The organism is Streptomyces ortus (assembly GCF_026341275.1).
Lineage (GTDB): Bacteria > Actinomycetota > Actinomycetes > Streptomycetales > Streptomycetaceae > Streptomyces > Streptomyces ortus.
On record NZ_JAIFZO010000002.1, the window covers coordinates 2,023,264 to 2,040,366 of the forward strand.

The window sequence follows — 17,103 nt, forward strand, 5'->3', positions numbered from 1 at the left end:
GTCTCCCTCCCCCGCCGCCCCTACCCGTTCCCGTCACGTACTCGGGGGCTCCGCCCCCGAACCCCCGGTCCTCAAACGCCGGACGGGCTGAAGCATTTCAGCCCGTCCGGCGTTTGAGGACAAAGGGGGGCGAGGGGGCGCAGCCCCCATATGAGGTCGGGAACGGGAAGGGGCGGCGGGGGCGAAGGAAGGGCCCCTGACGTCACCGGCACGCCCGTATGTCACGAATACGTGTCCCATACGGGACAAGGGGCGCGGGGCACTACCCCCCGCCCACTACCCTGGTGGGGTGACCATTCGCCTGTACGACACCAGCGCCCGGCAGATTCGCGACTTCACCCCGATCACACCGGGTTGTGTCTCGATCTACCTGTGCGGCGCCACGGTGCAGGCCGCCCCGCACATCGGGCACATCCGGTCCGGGCTCAACTTCGACATCATGCGCCGCTGGTTCGAGTACCGCGGCTACGACGTCACGTTCGTCCGCAACGTGACGGACATCGACGACAAGATCATCAGGAAGTCCGCGGAGCAGCACAGGCCCTGGTGGGCGATCGGCTACGAGAACGAGCGCGCGTTCAACGACGGCTACACGGCACTGGGCTGCCTCCCGCCGACGTACGAGCCGCGCGCCACCGGCCACGTCACCGAGATGGTCGAGATGATGCGCGGGCTCATCGAGCGCGGTCACGCGTACGAGGCCGACGGGAACGTCTACTTCGACGTACGGTCCCTGCCCGGCTACCTCTCCCTGTCCAACCAGGACCTCGACGAGCTGCGCCAGCCCGCCGAGGACGGCGAGACCGGCAAGCGGGACCCGCGCGACTTCGCCATGTGGAAGGCCGTCAAGCCCGGCGAGCCGTCCTGGGAGACGCCCTGGGGACGCGGCAGGCCCGGCTGGCACCTGGAATGCAGCGCGATGGCGCACAAGTACCTGGGCTCCGCCTTCGACATCCACGGCGGCGGCATCGACCTGATCTTCCCGCACCACGAGAACGAGATCGCCCAGGCCGTCGGCTTCGGCGACGAGTTCGCGCACTACTGGGTGCACAACTCATGGGTGACCATGAGCGGCGAGAAGATGTCGAAGTCGCTCGGCAACAGCGTCCTCGTCAGCGAGATGGTCAAGGCATGGCGGCCCATCGTGCTCCGTTACTACCTGGGCACGCCGCACTACCGCTCCACCATCGAGTACAGCGAAGAGGCGCTGCGCGAGGCCGAGTCGGCGTTCGCGCGGATCGAGGGCTTCGTGCAGCGCGTGGTGGAGAAGGCCGGGGGACCGGTCGAGCCCGCCGCCGAGGTGCCGCCGGCGTTCGCCGAGGCGATGGACGACGACCTGGGGGTCCCGCAGGCCCTCGCCATCGTGCACACCACGGTCCGCCAGGGCAACTCCGCGCTGGCCGCCGACGACAAGGAAGCGGCCGTCGCCCGGCTCGCCGAGGTCAGGGCCATGCTCGCGGTCCTCGGCCTCGACCCGCTCGACCCGCACTGGGCGGGCGAGAGCGACCGCGGCGAGGACCTCCACGGAGTCGTCGACACGCTCGTACGGCTGGTGCTGCAGCAGCGCGAGTCCGCCCGCGTCCGCAAGGACTGGGCCACCGCCGACGCCATCCGCGACCAGTTGAACCAGTCCGGCCTCGTCATCGAGGACGGCCCCCAGGGGCCGCGCTGGACCCTCGGTCCGCGCTGACCCCTCATCGATCGTTCCTTGATCGATTGTGCCGTCCGGGTCTCCGGGCGGCACACTGCATGGACGTGCATCCGTACGTCCATTCGTAAGCGTTCACACAGACAGGTAGGTCATGGCCGCTCACAACCGCCGCATGTCCGGCAAGAAGGGCGCGCAGGTCGGCAGTGGCGGCCAGCGGCGCAAGGGTCTCGAAGGCAAGGGCCCCACCCCGCCCGCCGAGGCGCGCAAGGGACACAAGAAGAACCGCATCGCCGGCGCCAAGGCCAAGCAGCTCGTGCGCAAGCCCTCGCCGCGCGGCGGCCGGGGCGGCAAGGGCACGTCCGAGATGGTCGTCGGCCGCAACTCCGTCGTCGAGGCGCTGCGCGAGGGCGTGCCCGCCTCGATGCTGTACGTCCAGCAGTTCATCGACAGCGACGAGCGGGTGCGCGAAGCGCTGCAGCTCGCCGCGGACCGTGGCGGCATCCACCTCATGGAGGCCCCGCGTCCCGAGCTGGACCGCATGACCAACGGGCTCAACCACCAGGGGCTCGTCCTCCAGGTCCCGCCGTACGAGTACGCGCACCCGGACGACCTCGCCGCCGCCGCGTACGACGAGGGCAGGGACCCGCTGATCGTCGCCCTCGACGGCGTGACCGACCCGCGCAACCTCGGTGCCGTCGTCCGGTCTGTCTCCGCGTTCGGCGGTCACGGCGTGGTCGTGCCCGAGCGCCGGGCGGCGGGGATGACCGCCGGTGCGTGGAAGACGTCCGCCGGTGCGGCAGCTCGTACGCCGGTCGCCCGCGCGTCCAATCTGACGCGCGCCCTGGAGGCGTACAAGAAGGCCGGGCTCGTCGTGGTCGGTCTCGCGGCCGACGGCGAGGCGGAGGTCGGTGACCTGGACGCCCTCGGCGGACCCGTCGTCATCGTCGTCGGCAGCGAGGGCAAGGGGCTCTCCCGGCTCGTGGGGGAGACCTGCGACTTCCGGGTACGGATCCCGATGCCGGGCGGTACGGAGTCGCTGAACGCGGGTGTGGCCGCGGGAGTCGTGCTGTACGAGGCCTCGCGGCGCCGGGCCTGAGCCGTCGGCCCGGCCGACGCCGAGCGGTCGGCTGTTCGGCCGCGGGTGCGCGCGTGCTGGTCGCGCACCCGCGGAGGAGACGCGAACGGCACAGTTCCGCGCGCCTGACGGGGCCCGCGTTGATCTTGACGGGGTCCGGACACATCGGCGCGGTCAAAGCAGTGTCCTAAACACACGTCACTCGGTTAGATGAGTGTGGACACCAGAACACCCCGCACACCCACGGGGGACAGCTCGTTGGGATTCGACGACGCTCCCGCGCTGAGCATGGTGAAGGTGCCGAGCGATCCGGCGCAGGTCATCGTCAATCATGCGAGCTTCCGCGTGCAGTTGAACACCGCGCCGCGGGCCCAGTCCCCGCGCGGCGCGCGGAACTTGAGCTCGGGCGGCGACACCGCGCGCGTCCCCGTCGTCGGAACCGCCGCAGGCACCCGCCGTCGCGCGCCCGTCGTCTGGAGCGGGAAGTCCGCCCCCGACGACACGGGCGCCACCCGGTTGCTGCAGGCCGTGCGGAACACGAGCCTTCGGCACGGCGCCGAGGACCCGGTGGGTGAAGGCGGCGCGACCCAGGTCATTCCGCGCGTCGACGGCGAAGCACCCACAGGGTTCGACGTCGACGCCACCGTCGAGACCCCGGCCGTCCGCGGCCCCGAGACCCGCCTCCTGCCGCAACAGCTGCGCAGCGCGGGCAGCGCCTACGAGGAGCTCGACCAACCCCCGTACGCGGAGGGCGACTTCGAGGACGACTCCTACGAGGACGACGACTACCGGGACGAGGACGACGGGGCGGTCAAGCGGCACGGAGCCGCCCCCGTCCGGCACGGCTACTACCCCGGCCGCCGGATGAACCTCGGCGTCGTCCTGCTCCCGATGCGCGTCTTCCTCGGCTTCATCTCCATCTACGCCGGCATGGGCAAGCTCTGCGACCCCGTCTACTTCGACGGCGGCAAGCGCGGCTCCATGGTCAAGTGGCTCAACTCGCTGCACCCGTGGGAACTCGCCGAGCCGCTGCGCGAGTTCGCGCTTCAGCACCCCGTCGGCGCCGGACTGCTCATCGCCTTCTTCCAGGTCATCGTCGGCGTCCTCACCGTCCTCGGACTGTGGCAGCGGGTCGCGGCGGCCGTCGGCGCGTCGCTGTCGGCGGCACTCCTGCTCACCGTGAGCTGGAAGTCCGTGCCCGCCTACGACGCACCCGACATCATCTTCCTGGCCGCCTGGTCGCCGCTGATCATCGCGGGCGCCCCCGTCTACTCCATCGACGGCCGCCTCGCGGGCGAGGCCTGGCGCACCCTCGGGCCGCGTACCGAGATCTGGGAACTGCGCCGGCGGGTCCTGCGGCGCGGCGCGCTCGTCGCGGCCATCGTCGTCGGACTCACGCTGCTCATCGGGTCGCTGCTCGGTGGCGCCGTCCGCGACTCCGACCGCGTGGTCGTCCCCGGACCGGGCGAGGCCCCGCGCAACGAACTGCCCGGCTCCGCGCTCCCGGAGGAGCCCGGCGCGCGCCGCGACAAGCAGAGCCCCTCGGCGTCGGCCGACTCGCCCACCCGGGGCGCGACCTCGGCGAGCCCGTCGGGCGCCGCGACCTCGCCCGGTGCGACGGCCCGTGAGACGGCCGGCGCGACCGCGGGCCAGCCCAGCCAGACGCAGGGCTCGAACCAGGCCCCGCCGCAGCAGTCGGCACCCCCGCAGGCGCCCGCCACGACGGCGGGACCGTCCTCCTCGGGCGGCGGCGGCAGCACGGGCGGCGGTACGGGCACGGGTGGCGGCACCGGATCCGGAGGGGGCACGGGCGGCGGCTCGGGCGGCTCCGGAGGCTCCGGCGGCGACTCCAAGCTCGTGGGCGGGCTGCTCGGCTGAGAGGCCGGCAGGAGCCCGTACGAGCGAGTACGAGCCCGTAGGACGCCGATGGGGCCCCGCACCAGTCAGGTGCGGGGCCCCATCGGCGTACGCGCGGCGTACGTGCCGGTTGCCTCGGGTGGGGTGCTCAGCGGGCGGTCAGCGGCTCAGTGCCGCCAGTTCCTTGGCCGCCTCCGTGAGGTCCTTCGCCGTGTCGATGGCGCGCCAGTAGGCGCCCTGCGGGATCGGGTAGCCGGCCAGGCGGCGTTCGCGGGCCAGCCGCGGGAACGTGGAACGCTCGTGGTCGCCGAGGGAGGGCAGCAGATCGGCGAACTCGGGGGAGAACACGTACACACCCGCGTTGATGCCGTGCGTGGTCGGCGGGGCCTCGATGAAGTCCGTGATGTGGCCGAAGTCGTCGGTCTGCACGGCACCCCACGGAAGGCGGGGACGCGCCAGCGCGAGAGTCGCCACGGCGTCCCGCTCGGTGTGGAAGTCCGCCATCTCCCGCAGCGAGAAACGGGTCCAGATGTCACCGTTCGTCGCGTACCAGGGGCGGTCGGGGTGCGGCAGGTGCTTCGCCGCGTACTTGAGGCCGCCGCCACGGCCCAGGGGCTCCGGCTCGACCACGGTGGTCACGGAGACGGGCAGATCCGCCGACTCCAGCCACTCCTGGAGGACCTCGGCGAGATGACCGCAGGAGACGACGACGTCGGTGACGCCCTCCTCGGCGAGCCAGCTCAGCTGATGGCCGATGATCGGGGTCCCGGTGCCGGGGATCTCGACCATCGGCTTGGGGCGGTCGTCGGTGTAGGGACGCAGCCTTGAGCCCTGGCCGCCGGCCAGGACGACGGCTTGAACGGGGCGCGACGCTGCGTTCGGATCGGTCATGCCCGAACTTTACGTCGCGCTCCGCGGGATGAGCCGTTGGGGTTTGCGCGGGGTGCGCGGAGCTTGGATCCGCGGGTCGGAGAGGGCCGGCCGCGCCGTTCCCCGCGCCCCTTGCGGGGCCCGGGCTCAGGCGTGCTGGGCTGCTACGCCCGTGGCGAAGGACGTGTCGCACACCGGGCGGGCGAACGACTGGGCGCGGGTCGGGCCGTACGCGCGGACCGCCGCGCGGCCCAGGGCGCGGGCGATGGAGGCGCAGTGCCTGCCGAGGGACGGGCGGCCGTTCACGGCCTCCTGGAGGTGGGTGAGGGCGACCCCCGGGTTCTTCTCCTGGAGTTCCAGCAGGAGTTTGTCGCGCAGCACGTCCTGTGGAGCGCGGGACGGGGCGCGCCGGGAGACGTCCTCGGCGGAGGCGGCGAGCGCCGACGTGGAGGATTCGTTCCCCGACCAGTTGACCCGGGTGACCGCGAGCGTGCCGGAGAGCACCAGGACGACGGGCAGAACGAGGGCGAGGGTACGGCCGATCCGGCGGGCCGGACCACGGCCGTGTCGGGTCGGTCGGCCGGAGGGGCCGTGGCCGTGTCGCGTCGAGTGGTTAGTGGAGTGCTTCACGCGAGTGAGGGTAGCGCGGGGTGATGATTTGGCGACATTTAGTAATCAGTTCGGGGGACGGGGAAGTGACCGTTTTCGAGTTCGATGTTGACGAACAGCTGTCGAAATGACCGGTCTGCCGGGGTATTTGTCGACAACGAAGAAGGCCCCGCAGTGGTCTGCGGGGCCTTCTTCGTCAACCTGGGTGAATTCTCCGGGATCCGCCCGGCCGATCGGTGCGGTTGCGCGATCAGTCGGTGAGGCGCTCACCGGTGGAGGTCGAGAACACGTGGGTCTCGCCCGCGCGCGGCACGACGTGCAGGGTGGCGCCCTTCTCCGGGACCGCGCGACCGCTGACACGGACGACGAGGTCCTTGAGGTCGTCGCCGAGCTTGGCGCTGCCGTAGACGTAACCGTCGGCGCCGAGTTCCTCGACGACGTTCACGGTGACGGCGAGGCCGGCCGGGGCGTCCGCGGTCTCCTTCGACAGGCTCGCCGCGGCGCCGCCGCCCTGCTCGACGATGTCGAAGTGCTCGGGCCGGACGCCGACGGTGACCGTGCGGTCACCCTTGTCGGAGGCGGTCTTGAGGGCCTCGCGGTTGACGGGCACCACGCTGTTGCCGAACTTCACGCCGCCGTCGGTGATCGGGACCTCGACGAGGTTCATCGCCGGGGAGCCGATGAAGCCGGCGACGAAGAGGTTCGCCGGGCGGTCGTACATGTTGCGCGGCGAGTCGACCTGCTGGAGCAGACCGTCCTTGAGGACCGCCACGCGGTCGCCCATCGTCATGGCCTCGACCTGGTCGTGGGTCACGTACACCGTGGTGATGCCGAGGCGGCGCTGCAGCGACGCGATCTGCGTACGGGTCGAGACGCGGAGCTTGGCGTCGAGGTTCGACAGCGGCTCGTCCATGAGGAACACCTGGGGCTCACGCACGATGGCGCGACCCATGGCGACACGCTGGCGCTGACCACCGGAGAGGGCCTTCGGCTTGCGGGCCAGGTACTCCGTGAGGTCGAGGATCTTCGCCGCGTCCTCGACCTTCTGGCGGATCTCGGCCTTGTTCACGCCGGCGATCTTGAGCGCGAAGCCCATGTTGTCCGCGACGGTCATGTGCGGGTACAGCGCGTAGTTCTGGAACACCATGGCGATGTCCCGGTCCTTGGGCGGCAGGTGCGTGACGTCGCGGTCACCGATGTGGATGGATCCGCCGTTGACGTCCTCAAGACCCGCGAGCATGCGCAGGGAGGTGGACTTTCCGCAGCCGGAGGGACCGACGAGGACGAGGAACTCGCCGTCCGCGACGTCGAGCTCGAGCTGGTCGACGGCGGGCTTGTCGCCACCCGGGTAGATGCGGGTCGCCTTGTTGAACGAGACAGTGGCCATGGTGAGGGGCCCCCTTCACCGGCAGGAACGTGCCGGACGATCCGTAGTGGAAGGTGGTGTACCGCTACGGAACGATCCGTAGTGGTGTAGTCCACATGAGCGGACTGGTTCAGGACGCTACCCCGCGTTCACTCGTTCTGTCAGTACCCGGCGGGTAATGAAGTTCGAGGAAATTTTCGACGGGCCCCCGCTGTGACGTGGGTACACTGCTTCGGGCGTGCCTGCGAGCACGCCCGGGCACGTCCGCGTGCAGGCCTCCTTAGCTCAGTCCGGCCAGAGCAACGCACTTGTAATGCGTAGGTCGTCGGTTCGAATCCGACAGGGGGCTCCTGGTGTGGTGTCGAGAGGTCCGGGTCACTTGGTGACTCGGGCCTTTTGCGTGGGTACGCCTGCCGCCTGGGCGATGACCTGGGCCGTGCGCAGGCCCTCTCGGTGGGCCGAGCCCGTGTGGGCGGGGCGGCAGCGGCCCCATTCCGGGGAGTACTCGGCCATGACCGCGCCCGGGTGGTCCGTGGTGAGTTCCGTGAGCGGGGCCTCGCGGCCGGAGGCGGCCAGGACGCGCTGGAACTCGCCCGCGTTGGCGAAGTCGCACACCGTGTCCTCGGTGCCGTGCACCAGGTGGATGGGGAGGGGTGGGGCCGAGGCGCAGACCGCCATCGGGGAAGGCAGGCCGAGCAGCGGTTCGGGCTGGTTGTAGCGGGCCGCGATGCCGACCACGGCGGCCGGGCGCCAGCCCTCCGGCGGGTCGGGGCGCAGGGCCGTCGCCATGGCCGCGCGCCCGCCCAGGGACCAGCCGACGAGGACGACCTCCTCCGGGTTCCGTACGAAGTCCCAGGTGAAGCGGAGCGAGGCGGCCAGCTGGGGGCGTCCGCCGTCCTCGGCGTCCGGGTGCCAGTCGGGGACTATGACGGTGGCGCCGAGGCGGGCGACCTCCGCCGCGAGCGCGCCGAGGACGTCGCGTTCGGCGGGGCCGCGGCCGTGCCAGAGCAGGACGGTCGGGGCGTCCGGGGCGGCTGCGCGATGGATGTCGAGGAGCTGACCGTCGGTCGAGTAGCGGACGGTGTCCATGACTGCGGTGCTCATGGGGTTCCCCTGTCTTTCAGCGGCCCGCGACCCGGTCGGCGAGACGCGCGATCCGGGACGACTGTGCGGCATGGGTGGTGACTTCGCGGCGGTCGGCGGCTCGATACGTCGCGTACATGCCGTGTACCCCGAGCCAGCGGAAAGGTTCGGGTTCCCACTTGCGGACCTTGTGATCGGTCCAGGGGAGGGTGGTGAGGTCGGTCTCGCCCGGCCGGCCCGAGTCCTGCTGGATGAGGTCGCGGAGGGTGCGGGCGGCGAGGTTCGCCGTCGCGACACCGGAGCCGACGTAACCGCCCGCCCAGCCGAGGCCGGTGGCGCGGTCGAGGGTGACCGACGCGCACCAGTCGCGCGGTACGCCGAGCACGCCCGACCAGGCGTGGGCCACGGCGACGCCGGCGAGCTGGGGGAAGAGGCGCAGGAGGAGTTCGTGCAGGGCCTCGACCGTCGACGGCTGCGTACGGCCGTCGTTGTCCGTGCGGGAGCCGTAGCGGTACGGGACTCCGCGCCCCCCGAGTGCGATGCGGCCGTCGGCGGTGCGCTGGGCGTACATGTACGCGTGGGCCATGTCGCCGAGGGTCTCGCGGCCCTCCCAGCCGACCGCCTCCCACTGGGCGGGGGTCAGGGGCTCGGTGGCGATCATCGAGGAGTTCATGGGGAGCCAGGTGCGTCTGTGGCCCTTGAGGGACGCCGTGAAGCCCTCCGTGCAGCGCAGGACGTAGGGCGCGCGGACGGTTCCGTACGGGGTGACGGCGTGCTTGGGCCGGATCTCCGTGACGGGGGTCGACTCGTGGATGGTGACGCCGAGCGCCTCGACGGCCGCCGCGAGGCCCTTGAGCAGTTTGACCGGGTGCAGCCGGGCGCCGTGCGGGGTCCAGGTGGAGCCCACGGCGTCCGCGACCCGGACGCGGTCGGTGGTCTCGCGGGCCCCGTACAGCTCGCGGTCCTTCTCGCCGTACGAGAGTTCCGTCTCGTGGAAGGCTTTGAGGCGGGCCAGCTGGGCGGGGGTGTACGCGACTTCGAGTACACCCCCGCGGTGGATGTCCGCGTCGATGTTCTCCGCCGCGGTGACGTTGATGACCTCGGCGACCGTGGCGTTCATGGCCTTCTGGAGGCGTACGGCGGCCTCGTGGCCGTGCACGCGCGCGTACCGGTCGCGGCCCGCGATGCCGTTGTAGAGCCAGCCGCCGTTGCGGCCGGAGGCGCCGTAGCCGCAGAACTTCTGCTCCAGGACGGTGATCCGCAGGAAGGGGACGGCCTTCTTCAGGTAGTACGCGGTCCACAGCCCGGTGTAGCCGCCGCCGACGATCACCACGTCGGCGTTCGCGTCACCCTGAAGGGGCTCGCGGGGGGCGGGGAGGCCCTCCTCGGCGTACCAGAACGATATGCCGCCGTTCACGGTCGTACGGGGGCCGTGGGGGACACGGAGGCCCCGGCGGGCGTGGGGGCCGTCCGGTGCCTGGGGTGGCTGCGGCAGAGGTGGTGTCCGCGGCTTGGGGGGCGCGTAAGGCGCGGGGGGTGTGCGGTCCGTGGCGGATGCGCTGTCCGTGCTGGACGCGCTGTCCGGGTCGGACGCGCTGTCCGCGTTCTCCGTGCTGCTCATGCGCGGTGACGTTAGCTTCTCCGGGTGGTGGGTGTCTCCTTCGGATTTCGTGGTTCTGGAGAGGGCGGGGGTGGTGAAGGTGGGACATGGGCGGCTGCTGGAGCGCGGCGGGCGGTTTCTGGAGCGGTGGGGGCTGCGGCAGGAGGGCGCGCCGATGAGCGGGCAGGTCTCGGTGGTACTGCCCGTGGTGCGCGGTGACGGGACGCGGGCCGTGCTCAAGCTGCAGGATCTCGACGAGGAGACGGCCGGGGAGGGGCTGGCATTGCGGACCTGGGACGGCGACGGGGTCGTGCGGCTGCTGGACGAGGACGTGGAGAGCGGCACGCTGTTGCTGGAACGGCTCGACGAGGACCGGCCGTTGGCGGGGGTGCCGGATGTGATGAAGGCGACCTCGGTCCTGGCCGAACTGCTGGCGCGGATCACGGCCGGGCCGGCGCCGGCGGGGCTGCGGCGGCTGGACTCCGTCACCGCGGGCATGTTCGAGCGGTTGCCCGCGGTGGCCCGGTCCCTCGCGGCGGAGGACGACCGGCGGCTGCTCGCGGACTGCGCGGCGGCCCTGCGCGAGGTCGCGGGTGAGCCGGGGGACCGGCTGCTGCACTGGGACCTGCACTTCGAGAACATCCTGGCGGCCGAGCGCGAGCCCTGGCTCGTCATCGACCCGAAGCCGCTTGCCGGGGACCCCTGCTTCGACCTGCTGCCGGCGCTCTGGAACCGGTGCGAGGAGGGGGCGTTGGCACGCCGCTTCGATCTGATGACGGAGGTGCTGGGGGTGGACCGGGCGCGGGCGCGGGCGTGGACGTTGGGGCGGGTGTTGCAGAACTCGCTGTGGCGGGTCGAGGAGGGGGAGGGGTTGGACGAGGACCAGGTCGGGATCGCGCTGCTGTTGCTGGGGCGGCGTTGAGTTGCGTGCGTTGTTTGTGCGTACTATTCGTACATTTTGTACTGTTTACGATTTTGAGCGGCACGGGCGCTGGGGAGTCAGGGCTCCAGGGTTGCCTTGTCGGGGGTGGCCGGCCTGTTGCGGAGCCCGAAAGCCAGGGACACCGCCTCCAGGGCGCTGTTGAACGAGACCTCGGAGAGCACGCCCGGCGCCGCCACCTGGTCGCCCGCGAGGTAGACGTCGTCACCGCGGTCCACGTGCGGGCGGTCGCGCCAGCTCGTGCCGGGGAGGTCGACGGCGCCCGTGCGGCCGTTCGCGAGCGCCTCACGGCGGTACGTGACCCGCTCGCGCCAGGTGGGGAGGGCGAGGTCGAGGAGCTGCTCGGCACGGGCGATGCCGTCCGCGCGTGACTCGTGCGGGGCGATCGGGAACTGGCCCTGGAGGAGCTGTTCGCCGGGCGGGGCGAGGGTGTGATCCTGGGCCGTGAAGCGCTCGATCCAGCCCGGGGCGTCGAGGTCGGAGACGGCGAACGCGTCGCCGCGGCGGGTGCGGACCGCGAGGTCGAGCAGGGCTGTACGGCCGCTCGGCCAGTTCAGGGAGCCGTCCCGGAGGAGGGTGCGGGCCGCGTCGAGGGAGGTGGCGACGATGACCGGGCCGTGGCCGGTGGGGAGGGCGTCCAGGGTGTCGACGCGGGCGAGGGTCTCCACTCGTACGCCGAGGTTCCAGGCGCGGGCCGCCATCCTGTCGATGACGCTCGCCCAGCCGCCGCGGGGGTAGTGCGCTTCCGGGGGCAGTCTGGTGGCGCGGCGCAGGCGTTCCTGGACGAAGGCGGCGGAGAGGGTGCCGGGGGCGTGGTGGAAGAGCGCGACGGCGGAGTAGTGGGCGGCGGCGGTCGCGCCCTCCTCGCCGGCGATGTCGGTGGCCCAGGTGGTGAAATCCTGGTCTACGGGGGCCTGTTGGGGGGCGCGGCGCAGGAGTCTGAGCATGGCCAGGGGTGGGGTGCGGCGTAGGGCGCCCTTGTGGTGGAGGCGCAGGCGGGTCGCTTCCAGGAGTGGGAGGGGGGCCAGTTCGCCCAGCAGGCCGCGTTGTTCGAGCCAGGTCCAGTGGGGGCCGTGCTTGTAGAGGGCGTGGGGGCCCTCGTTCGTCTTGTACGGGCCCTCGGCGGTGCGGGCCCGGCCGCCGAGGGTGTGGTGGGCCTCGTAGACCGTGACCTTGGTGCCTGCTTCCGCGGCGGTGATGGCGGCGGTGAGGCCGGCGAAGCCGCCGCCGATGATCGTGAGGGGTGGTGTGGGGTGTGCGGGGTGCATGGGGTGCATGGGATGCATGGGTTCTCACCATTTCGACGGAGTGGTGTGTGTTGGGTGTTGTCCTTACGACTCGTGGTGGGTTCGGGGTGTGACATGCGGGGCTTCTTTGCTGGTCAGGGGGTGTGTCAGTGGTGGGGTGCAGGATGGGGGGATGGTGAGCAGAGCGGCTAAGGGTGGTTCGAGGGCGGGCGCGGGCACGGGGGCGAGTGCGGGGGTCAAGGGTGCGCGGCGGCCCGAGGTGCGGTTGCCGTCGCTGGAGCCGTACGGGGGTGGGGGGCTGGAGCCCGACGGGGACTATGACGGGCTGCTCTTCGACGAGCTGGATTTTGTGGGGCAGGACGGTGGGGGTGCGCGGTTCATGGACTGCGCGCTGACGGGGTGCGCGGTCGATGAGACGCGGCTGCATCACGCGCGGGTGCTGGACTGCGTGCTCACCGGGTTGCGGGGCGTGGGGACGGACTTCGGGTCGGCGACCTTCCGGGATGTGGAGGTGGTCGACGCGCGGCTGGGCGGGGTGCAGATGCATGGCGCCGTGCTGGAGCGGGTGGTCTTCCGTGGGGGGAAGATCGACTACCTGAATCTGCGGGAGGCGCGGATTCGGGATGTGGTGTTCGAGGGGTGTGTGCTGGTCGAGCCGGACTTCGGGGGTGCTCGGCTGGAGCGGGTGGAGTTCGTGGACTGCGTGCTGAAGGGGGCGGACTTCAGCGGGGTGTCGTTGACGGACGTGGATCTGCGGCGGGCGGCGGAGGTGGGGTTCGCGCGGGGGGTTGATCGGCTGGCGGGGGCTGTGATCAGTCCGGCGCAGTTGCTGGATCTTGCGGGGGTGTTTGCGGCGGAGGTGGGGTTCGGGTGGTGGGGGGTTGATGTGTGAGCGGGCGGGCGTGACGCTGTGGGTGGGGGGAGCGGGCCGTGCCGGTACGTCGAGTCCGCCGCCCCCGGGTGTACGGCTCTACGTTTCTGAGGGCGCCGCTTCCTGGAGGAGCCCTACGCGGCGGACTTTCGACGTACCGGCACGGCCCGCTCCCGCGTTACGCCGCCGGCTGCCCGTGATCTCTCGACTCGTTCGGCTTTCGATCGGCTTGCAGCCCGTTTGGCCATCGATCGTTTTACAACGTGTTCGGCCGTCGATCGTCTTTCAGTCCGTCCGGTCGTCGGTCTTCTTCTGGCGCGTCCGGCCGTTGTTCTTCTAGCCCGTCCGGCGTTTGAGGACGAGGCCGTTCAGGCCGATGGGGGGTCTGGGGGCGCAGCCCCCAGGGTGTTCGGCTCAGGGGAGGCGGGGGAAGCGGGCCTCCAGGGCCCAGATGGCCGGGTTGTCCCGGAGCCCCTCGTGGAGGTCTGTCAGGTCGGCCACGATGTCGTGGAGGAAGTCCCGCGCTTCGCGGCGCAGTTCGGTGTGGGAGAAGGTGAGCGGGGGCTCGTCCGCGGGCATCCAGTCCGACTCGATGTCCACCCAGCCGAAGCGGCGCTCGAAGAGCATGCGGTCGGTGGACTCGGTGAAGTCCAGTTCGGCGCGCTGGGGGCGGGAGGCCCTGCTGCCCAGGGGGTCCTGGTCGAGTTGTTCGACGATGTCGCACAGGGCCCACGCGAAGTCGAGTACGGGTACCCATCCCCAGCCTGTGGACAGTTCCCGGTCCGCCTTCGTGTCGGCGAGGTAGACGTCCCCGCAGAACAGGTCGTGGCGCAGGGCGTGGACGTCCGCACGGCGGTAGTCGGTCTGCGGGGGGTCCGGGAAGCGGGAGGAGAGGGCGTAGCCGATGTCGAGCACGTGGGTGATGGTGTCACGCCGTTCCAAGGGCTGTCCCGTAACTCCCGGTGGATCAGCGTGCGGCGTCGGATGCGGTGCATCGCAAGGCGCCGGGTCGCCCTCATACCGGGTGTATTCGGGCGATCCGGCAACGCCGTAGCTGTCGTCGTGCGCCCGCCGGGAGTTACGGGACAGCCCTTAGGATCGCCGCCATGCCCCGGTCTGTCGTCCTTGGTCCTGTCGGTCTTGTGCTGGTGTGCCTCCTCGCCGGGTGCGAGGGGGGTGTGAAGGGCGTTGCGGGGGCCTCCGGTGTGCGGGATCCGTACTTTCCCAAGGCGGGGAACGGGGGCTACGACGTCACGCATTACGGGATCACGCTCGACTACGAGCCCAAGGGCCGGCGGCTGGTGGGGGAGGCGGAGATCCGGGCTCGGGCGGAGAAGGACCTCAGCGCTTTCAACCTTGATCTGAAAGGGATGAAGGTGCGGTCCGTCGAGGTGGACGGGAAGAGCGCCCGGTTCAATCGCAGTGGTGATCATGAGTTGACCGTTCGGCCGCGTGAGGATCTGCAGGGTGGGGATTCCTTTGTGGCGGTGGTGCGCTACGAGGGAAAGCCCGAGGTCATCACCGATCCGGACGGGTCGGAGGAGGGGTGGCTGCCCACCGAGGACGGGGCTGTGGGGCTGGGGGAGCCCACCGGGTCCATGGCGTGGTTTCCCGGGAACCATCATCCGAGCGACAAGGCCTCGTACGACATCGTTGTGAAGGTGCCTGAGGGGCTGGAGGCCGTTTCGGTCGGGGAGTTGCGGAAGGAGGCGGTGAGGGGTGGTCGGGCTGTTTTTGAGTGGCGGGTCGCGGAGCCTGTGGCTTCTTATGTGGTGACGGTCGCCGTGGGGGAGTTCGAGGTTCGGCGGTCCAGGGCGGGGCGGTTGCCCGTCTACGTCGCCGTGGATCCCGTGGAGGCGGCGGACAGTGCCGAGGTGCTCGGACGGATTCCCGAGGTCATGGAGTGGGCCGAGGACCTGTTCGGGCCCTATCCGTTCTCGTCGACCGGCGCGATCGTGGAGCGGGAGGACGATGCCGGGTACGCGCTGGAGACCCAGAACCGGCCCGTGTTTCCCGGTGCGCCCGGCGTGGATCTTCTCGTGCACGAGCTGGTGCACCAGTGGTACGGGAACTCCGTCACCCCGAAGTCGTGGCGCGACATGTGGCTGAACGAGGGCTTCGCCACGTACGCCGAGTGGTTGTGGGACGAGGACCACGGCGGGGATTCCGTGCAGGACGTCTTCGACGCGCTGTACGAGGGGAGCTACTTCGAGAAGAAGGCGGAGAGCGAAGGGGTGTGGGCCTTTCCGCCCGCTCGGCCGCCGGGAGCCGCGCAGATCTCCGACAGCCCCGTGTACGAGCGGGGGGCGATGGTGCTGCACAAGGTGCGGCAGGCGGTCGGTGACGAGGTGTTCTTCGGCATCCTGCGGGGGTGGGCCGCCGCACGGCGGCATGGCAACGCGGACACCGGCGACTTCACCGCCTTCGTGGAGAAGGCGGCGCCGGACGTGGACTTCTCGGGGATCTGGGACGACTGGTTGTACGGGGAGGGGAAGCCCGCGAGTCCCTGAGATGCGTGTTTCGGGATGGGGTGCGGGACCGTTCTCAGTGCAGGATTTTGCGTAGGACCGTGCAGGGGCGGCCCCGTCCGCGGTCCTTGCGGTGGCCGATGGTCTCGTAGCCGATCGTCGTCCAGAAGGCGTAGGCCCCGGGGTTGTTGTCCAGGGCCGCCAGGCGCACGGCGTCCCGGCCCGCCTCGCGGAAGCGGTCCTCGATGCGTGCCGCGAGCCGCCGTCCGTGGCCCTTGCCCTGGTGGGCCGCGTCGACCAGCAGCAGGCCGATCCAGGGGTCGGGGTCGCCCGGGTCCGGGTGGTGCGCCAGGGTGATCGCGATCGCGACGAGCCGGCCGGCGCTGCGGGCCTGGAGGACCTCCACGTCCGGGTTGGCCAGCTCGTCCGCCAGCGCCTTCGCGACCTGCTCCGAACGGATGTCGTGCGGGTCGGGGAAGTCACCGCTGAGGGCGTAGAAGGCGTGGTTCGAGGCGTAGAGCTCGGTGAGTTCCGTGAGGAGGGGACCCGGCAGGTCGTGGTCGGGGGTGAGGATCAGCGGTTCGAGGATCACGCCGGGAAGGGTAGGCGCTCCGCGGGGGGCCGGTGGGTCCGCCGCGACCGAGGGGCCCGGTCCGGCCGCAGCCGGACCGGGCCCCTCGGATGTCGTGATCAGACGTTGACGCCGAAGTCCTTGGCGATGCCCGTCAGGCCGGACGCGTAGCCCTGGCCGACCGCGCGGAACTTCCACTCGGCGCCGTTGCGGTACAGCTCGCCGAAGACCATGGCCGTCTCCGTGGCCGCGTCCTCCGAGAGGTCGTAGCGGGCGATCTCGGTGCCGCCGGCCTGGTTCACGATGCGGATGTACGCGTTGCGGACCTGGCCGAAGTTCTGCGAGCGCGTCTCGGCGTCGTAGATCGAGACCGGGAAGACGATCTTGTCGACGTCGGCGGGGAGGCCCGCGAGGTTGACGTTGATCGCCTCGTCGTCGCCTGCGCCCTCACCCGTGCGGTTGTCGCCCGTGTGGACGATCGTCTGGTCCGGGGTCTGCTTGTTGTTGAAGAAGATGAAGTGGGAGTCCGAGTAGACCTTGCCCGCGGGGTTGACCGCGATGGCCGAGGCGTCCAGGTCGAAGTCGGTTCCCGTGGTGGAGCGGACGTCCCAGCCGAGGCCCACGGTGACGGCGGTCAGGCCCGGAGCCTCCTTGGTGAGCGAGACGTTGCCACCCTTGGACAGGCTTACAGCCATTGTTGGGAGTCCTTCCCTCGTTATGCGTGCGTACGGATCGTGCGGTGCTGCGCGGCGGGCTTCGTACGGGACGAAGCTACCGCCAACCCTAAGAACGCCGATGGGGGTCCCCAGGGTTCCGCTCCTCTTTACTTTCTTTACCTGCGGGGCCGGAGGGGTGCCGCGCAGGGGGCCGGTGGGCCGGGGGCCGGGCGGAGGCG

General features: G+C 70.9%; 15 protein-coding genes and 1 tRNA gene. 7 read left to right on the top strand and 9 right to left on the bottom strand.

The window, feature by feature from the left end; genetic code table 11:
* Positions 1-289 precede the first annotated feature (289 nt).
* The 3 genes from cysS to K3769_RS12250 all read left to right on the top strand — a co-directional run bounded on the left by cysS (position 290) and on the right by K3769_RS12250 (position 4,604).
* Positions 290-1,690, top strand: coding sequence for a cysteine--tRNA ligase (cysS, locus tag K3769_RS12240; protein ID WP_267026467.1), 1,401 nt, complete (start codon positions 290-292; stop codon positions 1,688-1,690).
* A 112-nt stretch (positions 1,691-1,802) separates the two neighbouring features.
* On the top strand, positions 1,803-2,747 hold the full coding sequence (rlmB, locus tag K3769_RS12245) for a 23S rRNA (guanosine(2251)-2'-O)-methyltransferase RlmB (RefSeq protein ID WP_267026468.1): 945 nt from the start codon (positions 1,803-1,805) through the stop codon (positions 2,745-2,747).
* 189 nt (positions 2,748-2,936) lie between these two features.
* Positions 2,937-4,604, top strand: a complete 1,668-nt coding sequence (locus tag K3769_RS12250; protein WP_267026469.1) for a DoxX family protein — start codon at positions 2,937-2,939, stop codon at positions 4,602-4,604.
* Positions 4,605-4,742: 138 nt separating this feature from the next.
* On the opposite strand, the gene K3769_RS12255 is transcribed toward K3769_RS12250, so the two are convergent.
* The 3 genes from K3769_RS12255 to K3769_RS12265 all read right to left on the bottom strand — a co-directional run bounded on the left by K3769_RS12255 (position 4,743) and on the right by K3769_RS12265 (position 7,449).
* Positions 4,743-5,474, bottom strand: coding sequence for a nucleotidyltransferase family protein (locus K3769_RS12255; protein ID WP_267026470.1), 732 nt, complete (start codon positions 5,472-5,474; stop codon positions 4,743-4,745).
* Positions 5,475-5,600: 126 nt separating this feature from the next.
* Entirely contained in the window at positions 5,601-6,083 is a 483-nt protein-coding gene (locus K3769_RS12260; RefSeq protein ID WP_267026471.1) for a hypothetical protein, read from the bottom strand.
* Positions 6,084-6,312: 229 nt separating this feature from the next.
* Positions 6,313-7,449, bottom strand: a complete 1,137-nt coding sequence (locus K3769_RS12265; protein WP_267026472.1) for an ABC transporter ATP-binding protein — start codon at positions 7,447-7,449, stop codon at positions 6,313-6,315.
* Positions 7,450-7,702: 253 nt separating this feature from the next.
* Here K3769_RS12265 and K3769_RS12270 point away from each other — a divergent pair.
* Positions 7,703-7,777 (top strand) — tRNA-Thr (locus K3769_RS12270).
* A 26-nt stretch (positions 7,778-7,803) separates the two neighbouring features.
* Here K3769_RS12270 and K3769_RS12275 read toward each other — a convergent pair.
* Together K3769_RS12275 and K3769_RS12280 are read right to left on the bottom strand one after the other, a co-directional pair.
* A complete protein-coding gene (locus K3769_RS12275; RefSeq protein ID WP_267026473.1) occupies positions 7,804-8,532 on the bottom strand; it encodes an alpha/beta hydrolase in 729 nt (242 codons plus the stop codon).
* A 16-nt stretch (positions 8,533-8,548) separates the two neighbouring features.
* Positions 8,549-9,928: an NAD(P)/FAD-dependent oxidoreductase gene (locus tag K3769_RS12280; protein ID WP_267026474.1), complete on the bottom strand. Its 1,380-nt coding sequence runs from the start codon at positions 9,926-9,928 to the stop codon at positions 8,549-8,551.
* Between the two features lie 130 nt (positions 9,929-10,058).
* On the opposite strand from K3769_RS12280, the gene K3769_RS12285 reads away from it, so the two are divergent.
* On the top strand, positions 10,059-11,033 hold the full coding sequence (locus tag K3769_RS12285; protein WP_267026475.1) for an aminoglycoside phosphotransferase family protein: 975 nt from the start codon (positions 10,059-10,061) through the stop codon (positions 11,031-11,033).
* A gap of 77 nt (positions 11,034-11,110) precedes the next feature.
* On the opposite strand, the gene K3769_RS12290 is transcribed toward K3769_RS12285, so the two are convergent.
* Positions 11,111-12,328 carry an NAD(P)-binding protein gene (locus K3769_RS12290; protein WP_267031337.1) on the bottom strand — a complete coding sequence of 406 codons (1,218 nt, stop codon included), beginning with the start codon at positions 12,326-12,328 and terminating at the stop codon, positions 11,111-11,113.
* A 142-nt stretch (positions 12,329-12,470) separates the two neighbouring features.
* Between K3769_RS12290 and K3769_RS12295 the strand changes: the two genes are divergently transcribed.
* Entirely contained in the window at positions 12,471-13,190 is a 720-nt protein-coding gene (locus K3769_RS12295; RefSeq protein ID WP_267026476.1) for a pentapeptide repeat-containing protein, read from the top strand.
* 393 nt (positions 13,191-13,583) lie between these two features.
* Here the strand turns inward: K3769_RS12295 and K3769_RS12300 are convergent, their stop codons facing one another.
* On the bottom strand, positions 13,584-14,084 hold the full coding sequence (locus K3769_RS12300; RefSeq protein ID WP_267031338.1) for a hypothetical protein: 501 nt from the start codon (positions 14,082-14,084) through the stop codon (positions 13,584-13,586).
* A 191-nt stretch (positions 14,085-14,275) separates the two neighbouring features.
* On the opposite strand from K3769_RS12300, the gene K3769_RS12305 reads away from it, so the two are divergent.
* Complete coding sequence (locus tag K3769_RS12305) at positions 14,276-15,679, top strand: M1 family metallopeptidase (protein WP_267026477.1); 1,404 nt, start codon at positions 14,276-14,278, stop codon at positions 15,677-15,679.
* 34 nt (positions 15,680-15,713) lie between these two features.
* On the opposite strand, the gene K3769_RS12310 is transcribed toward K3769_RS12305, so the two are convergent.
* Entirely contained in the window at positions 15,714-16,229 is a 516-nt protein-coding gene (locus K3769_RS12310; RefSeq protein ID WP_267026478.1) for a GNAT family N-acetyltransferase, read from the bottom strand.
* A 98-nt stretch (positions 16,230-16,327) separates the two neighbouring features.
* Positions 16,328-16,903, bottom strand: a complete 576-nt coding sequence (locus tag K3769_RS12315; RefSeq protein WP_267026479.1) for a TerD family protein — start codon at positions 16,901-16,903, stop codon at positions 16,328-16,330.
* Positions 16,904-17,103: the final 200 nt, after the last annotated feature.

Coding starts and splice junctions, on each gene's coding strand:
- K3769_RS12265 (WP_267026472.1), bottom strand. CDS start 7,449: ATGGCCACTGTCTCGTTCAACAAGGCGACCCGCATCTACCCGGGTGGC.
- K3769_RS12250 (WP_267026469.1), top strand. CDS start 2,937: ATGAGTGTGGACACCAGAACACCCCGCACACCCACGGGGGACAGCTCG.
- rlmB (WP_267026468.1), top strand. CDS start 1,803: ATGGCCGCTCACAACCGCCGCATGTCCGGCAAGAAGGGCGCGCAGGTC.
- K3769_RS12290 (WP_267031337.1), bottom strand. CDS start 12,328: ATGCACCCCATGCACCCCGCACACCCCACACCACCCCTCACGATCATC.
- K3769_RS12255 (WP_267026470.1), bottom strand. CDS start 5,474: ATGACCGATCCGAACGCAGCGTCGCGCCCCGTTCAAGCCGTCGTCCTG.
- K3769_RS12315 (WP_267026479.1), bottom strand. CDS start 16,903: ATGGCTGTAAGCCTGTCCAAGGGTGGCAACGTCTCGCTCACCAAGGAG.
- K3769_RS12305 (WP_267026477.1), top strand. CDS start 14,276: ATGCCCCGGTCTGTCGTCCTTGGTCCTGTCGGTCTTGTGCTGGTGTGC.
- K3769_RS12295 (WP_267026476.1), top strand. CDS start 12,471: ATGGTGAGCAGAGCGGCTAAGGGTGGTTCGAGGGCGGGCGCGGGCACG.
- K3769_RS12275 (WP_267026473.1), bottom strand. CDS start 8,532: ATGAGCACCGCAGTCATGGACACCGTCCGCTACTCGACCGACGGTCAG.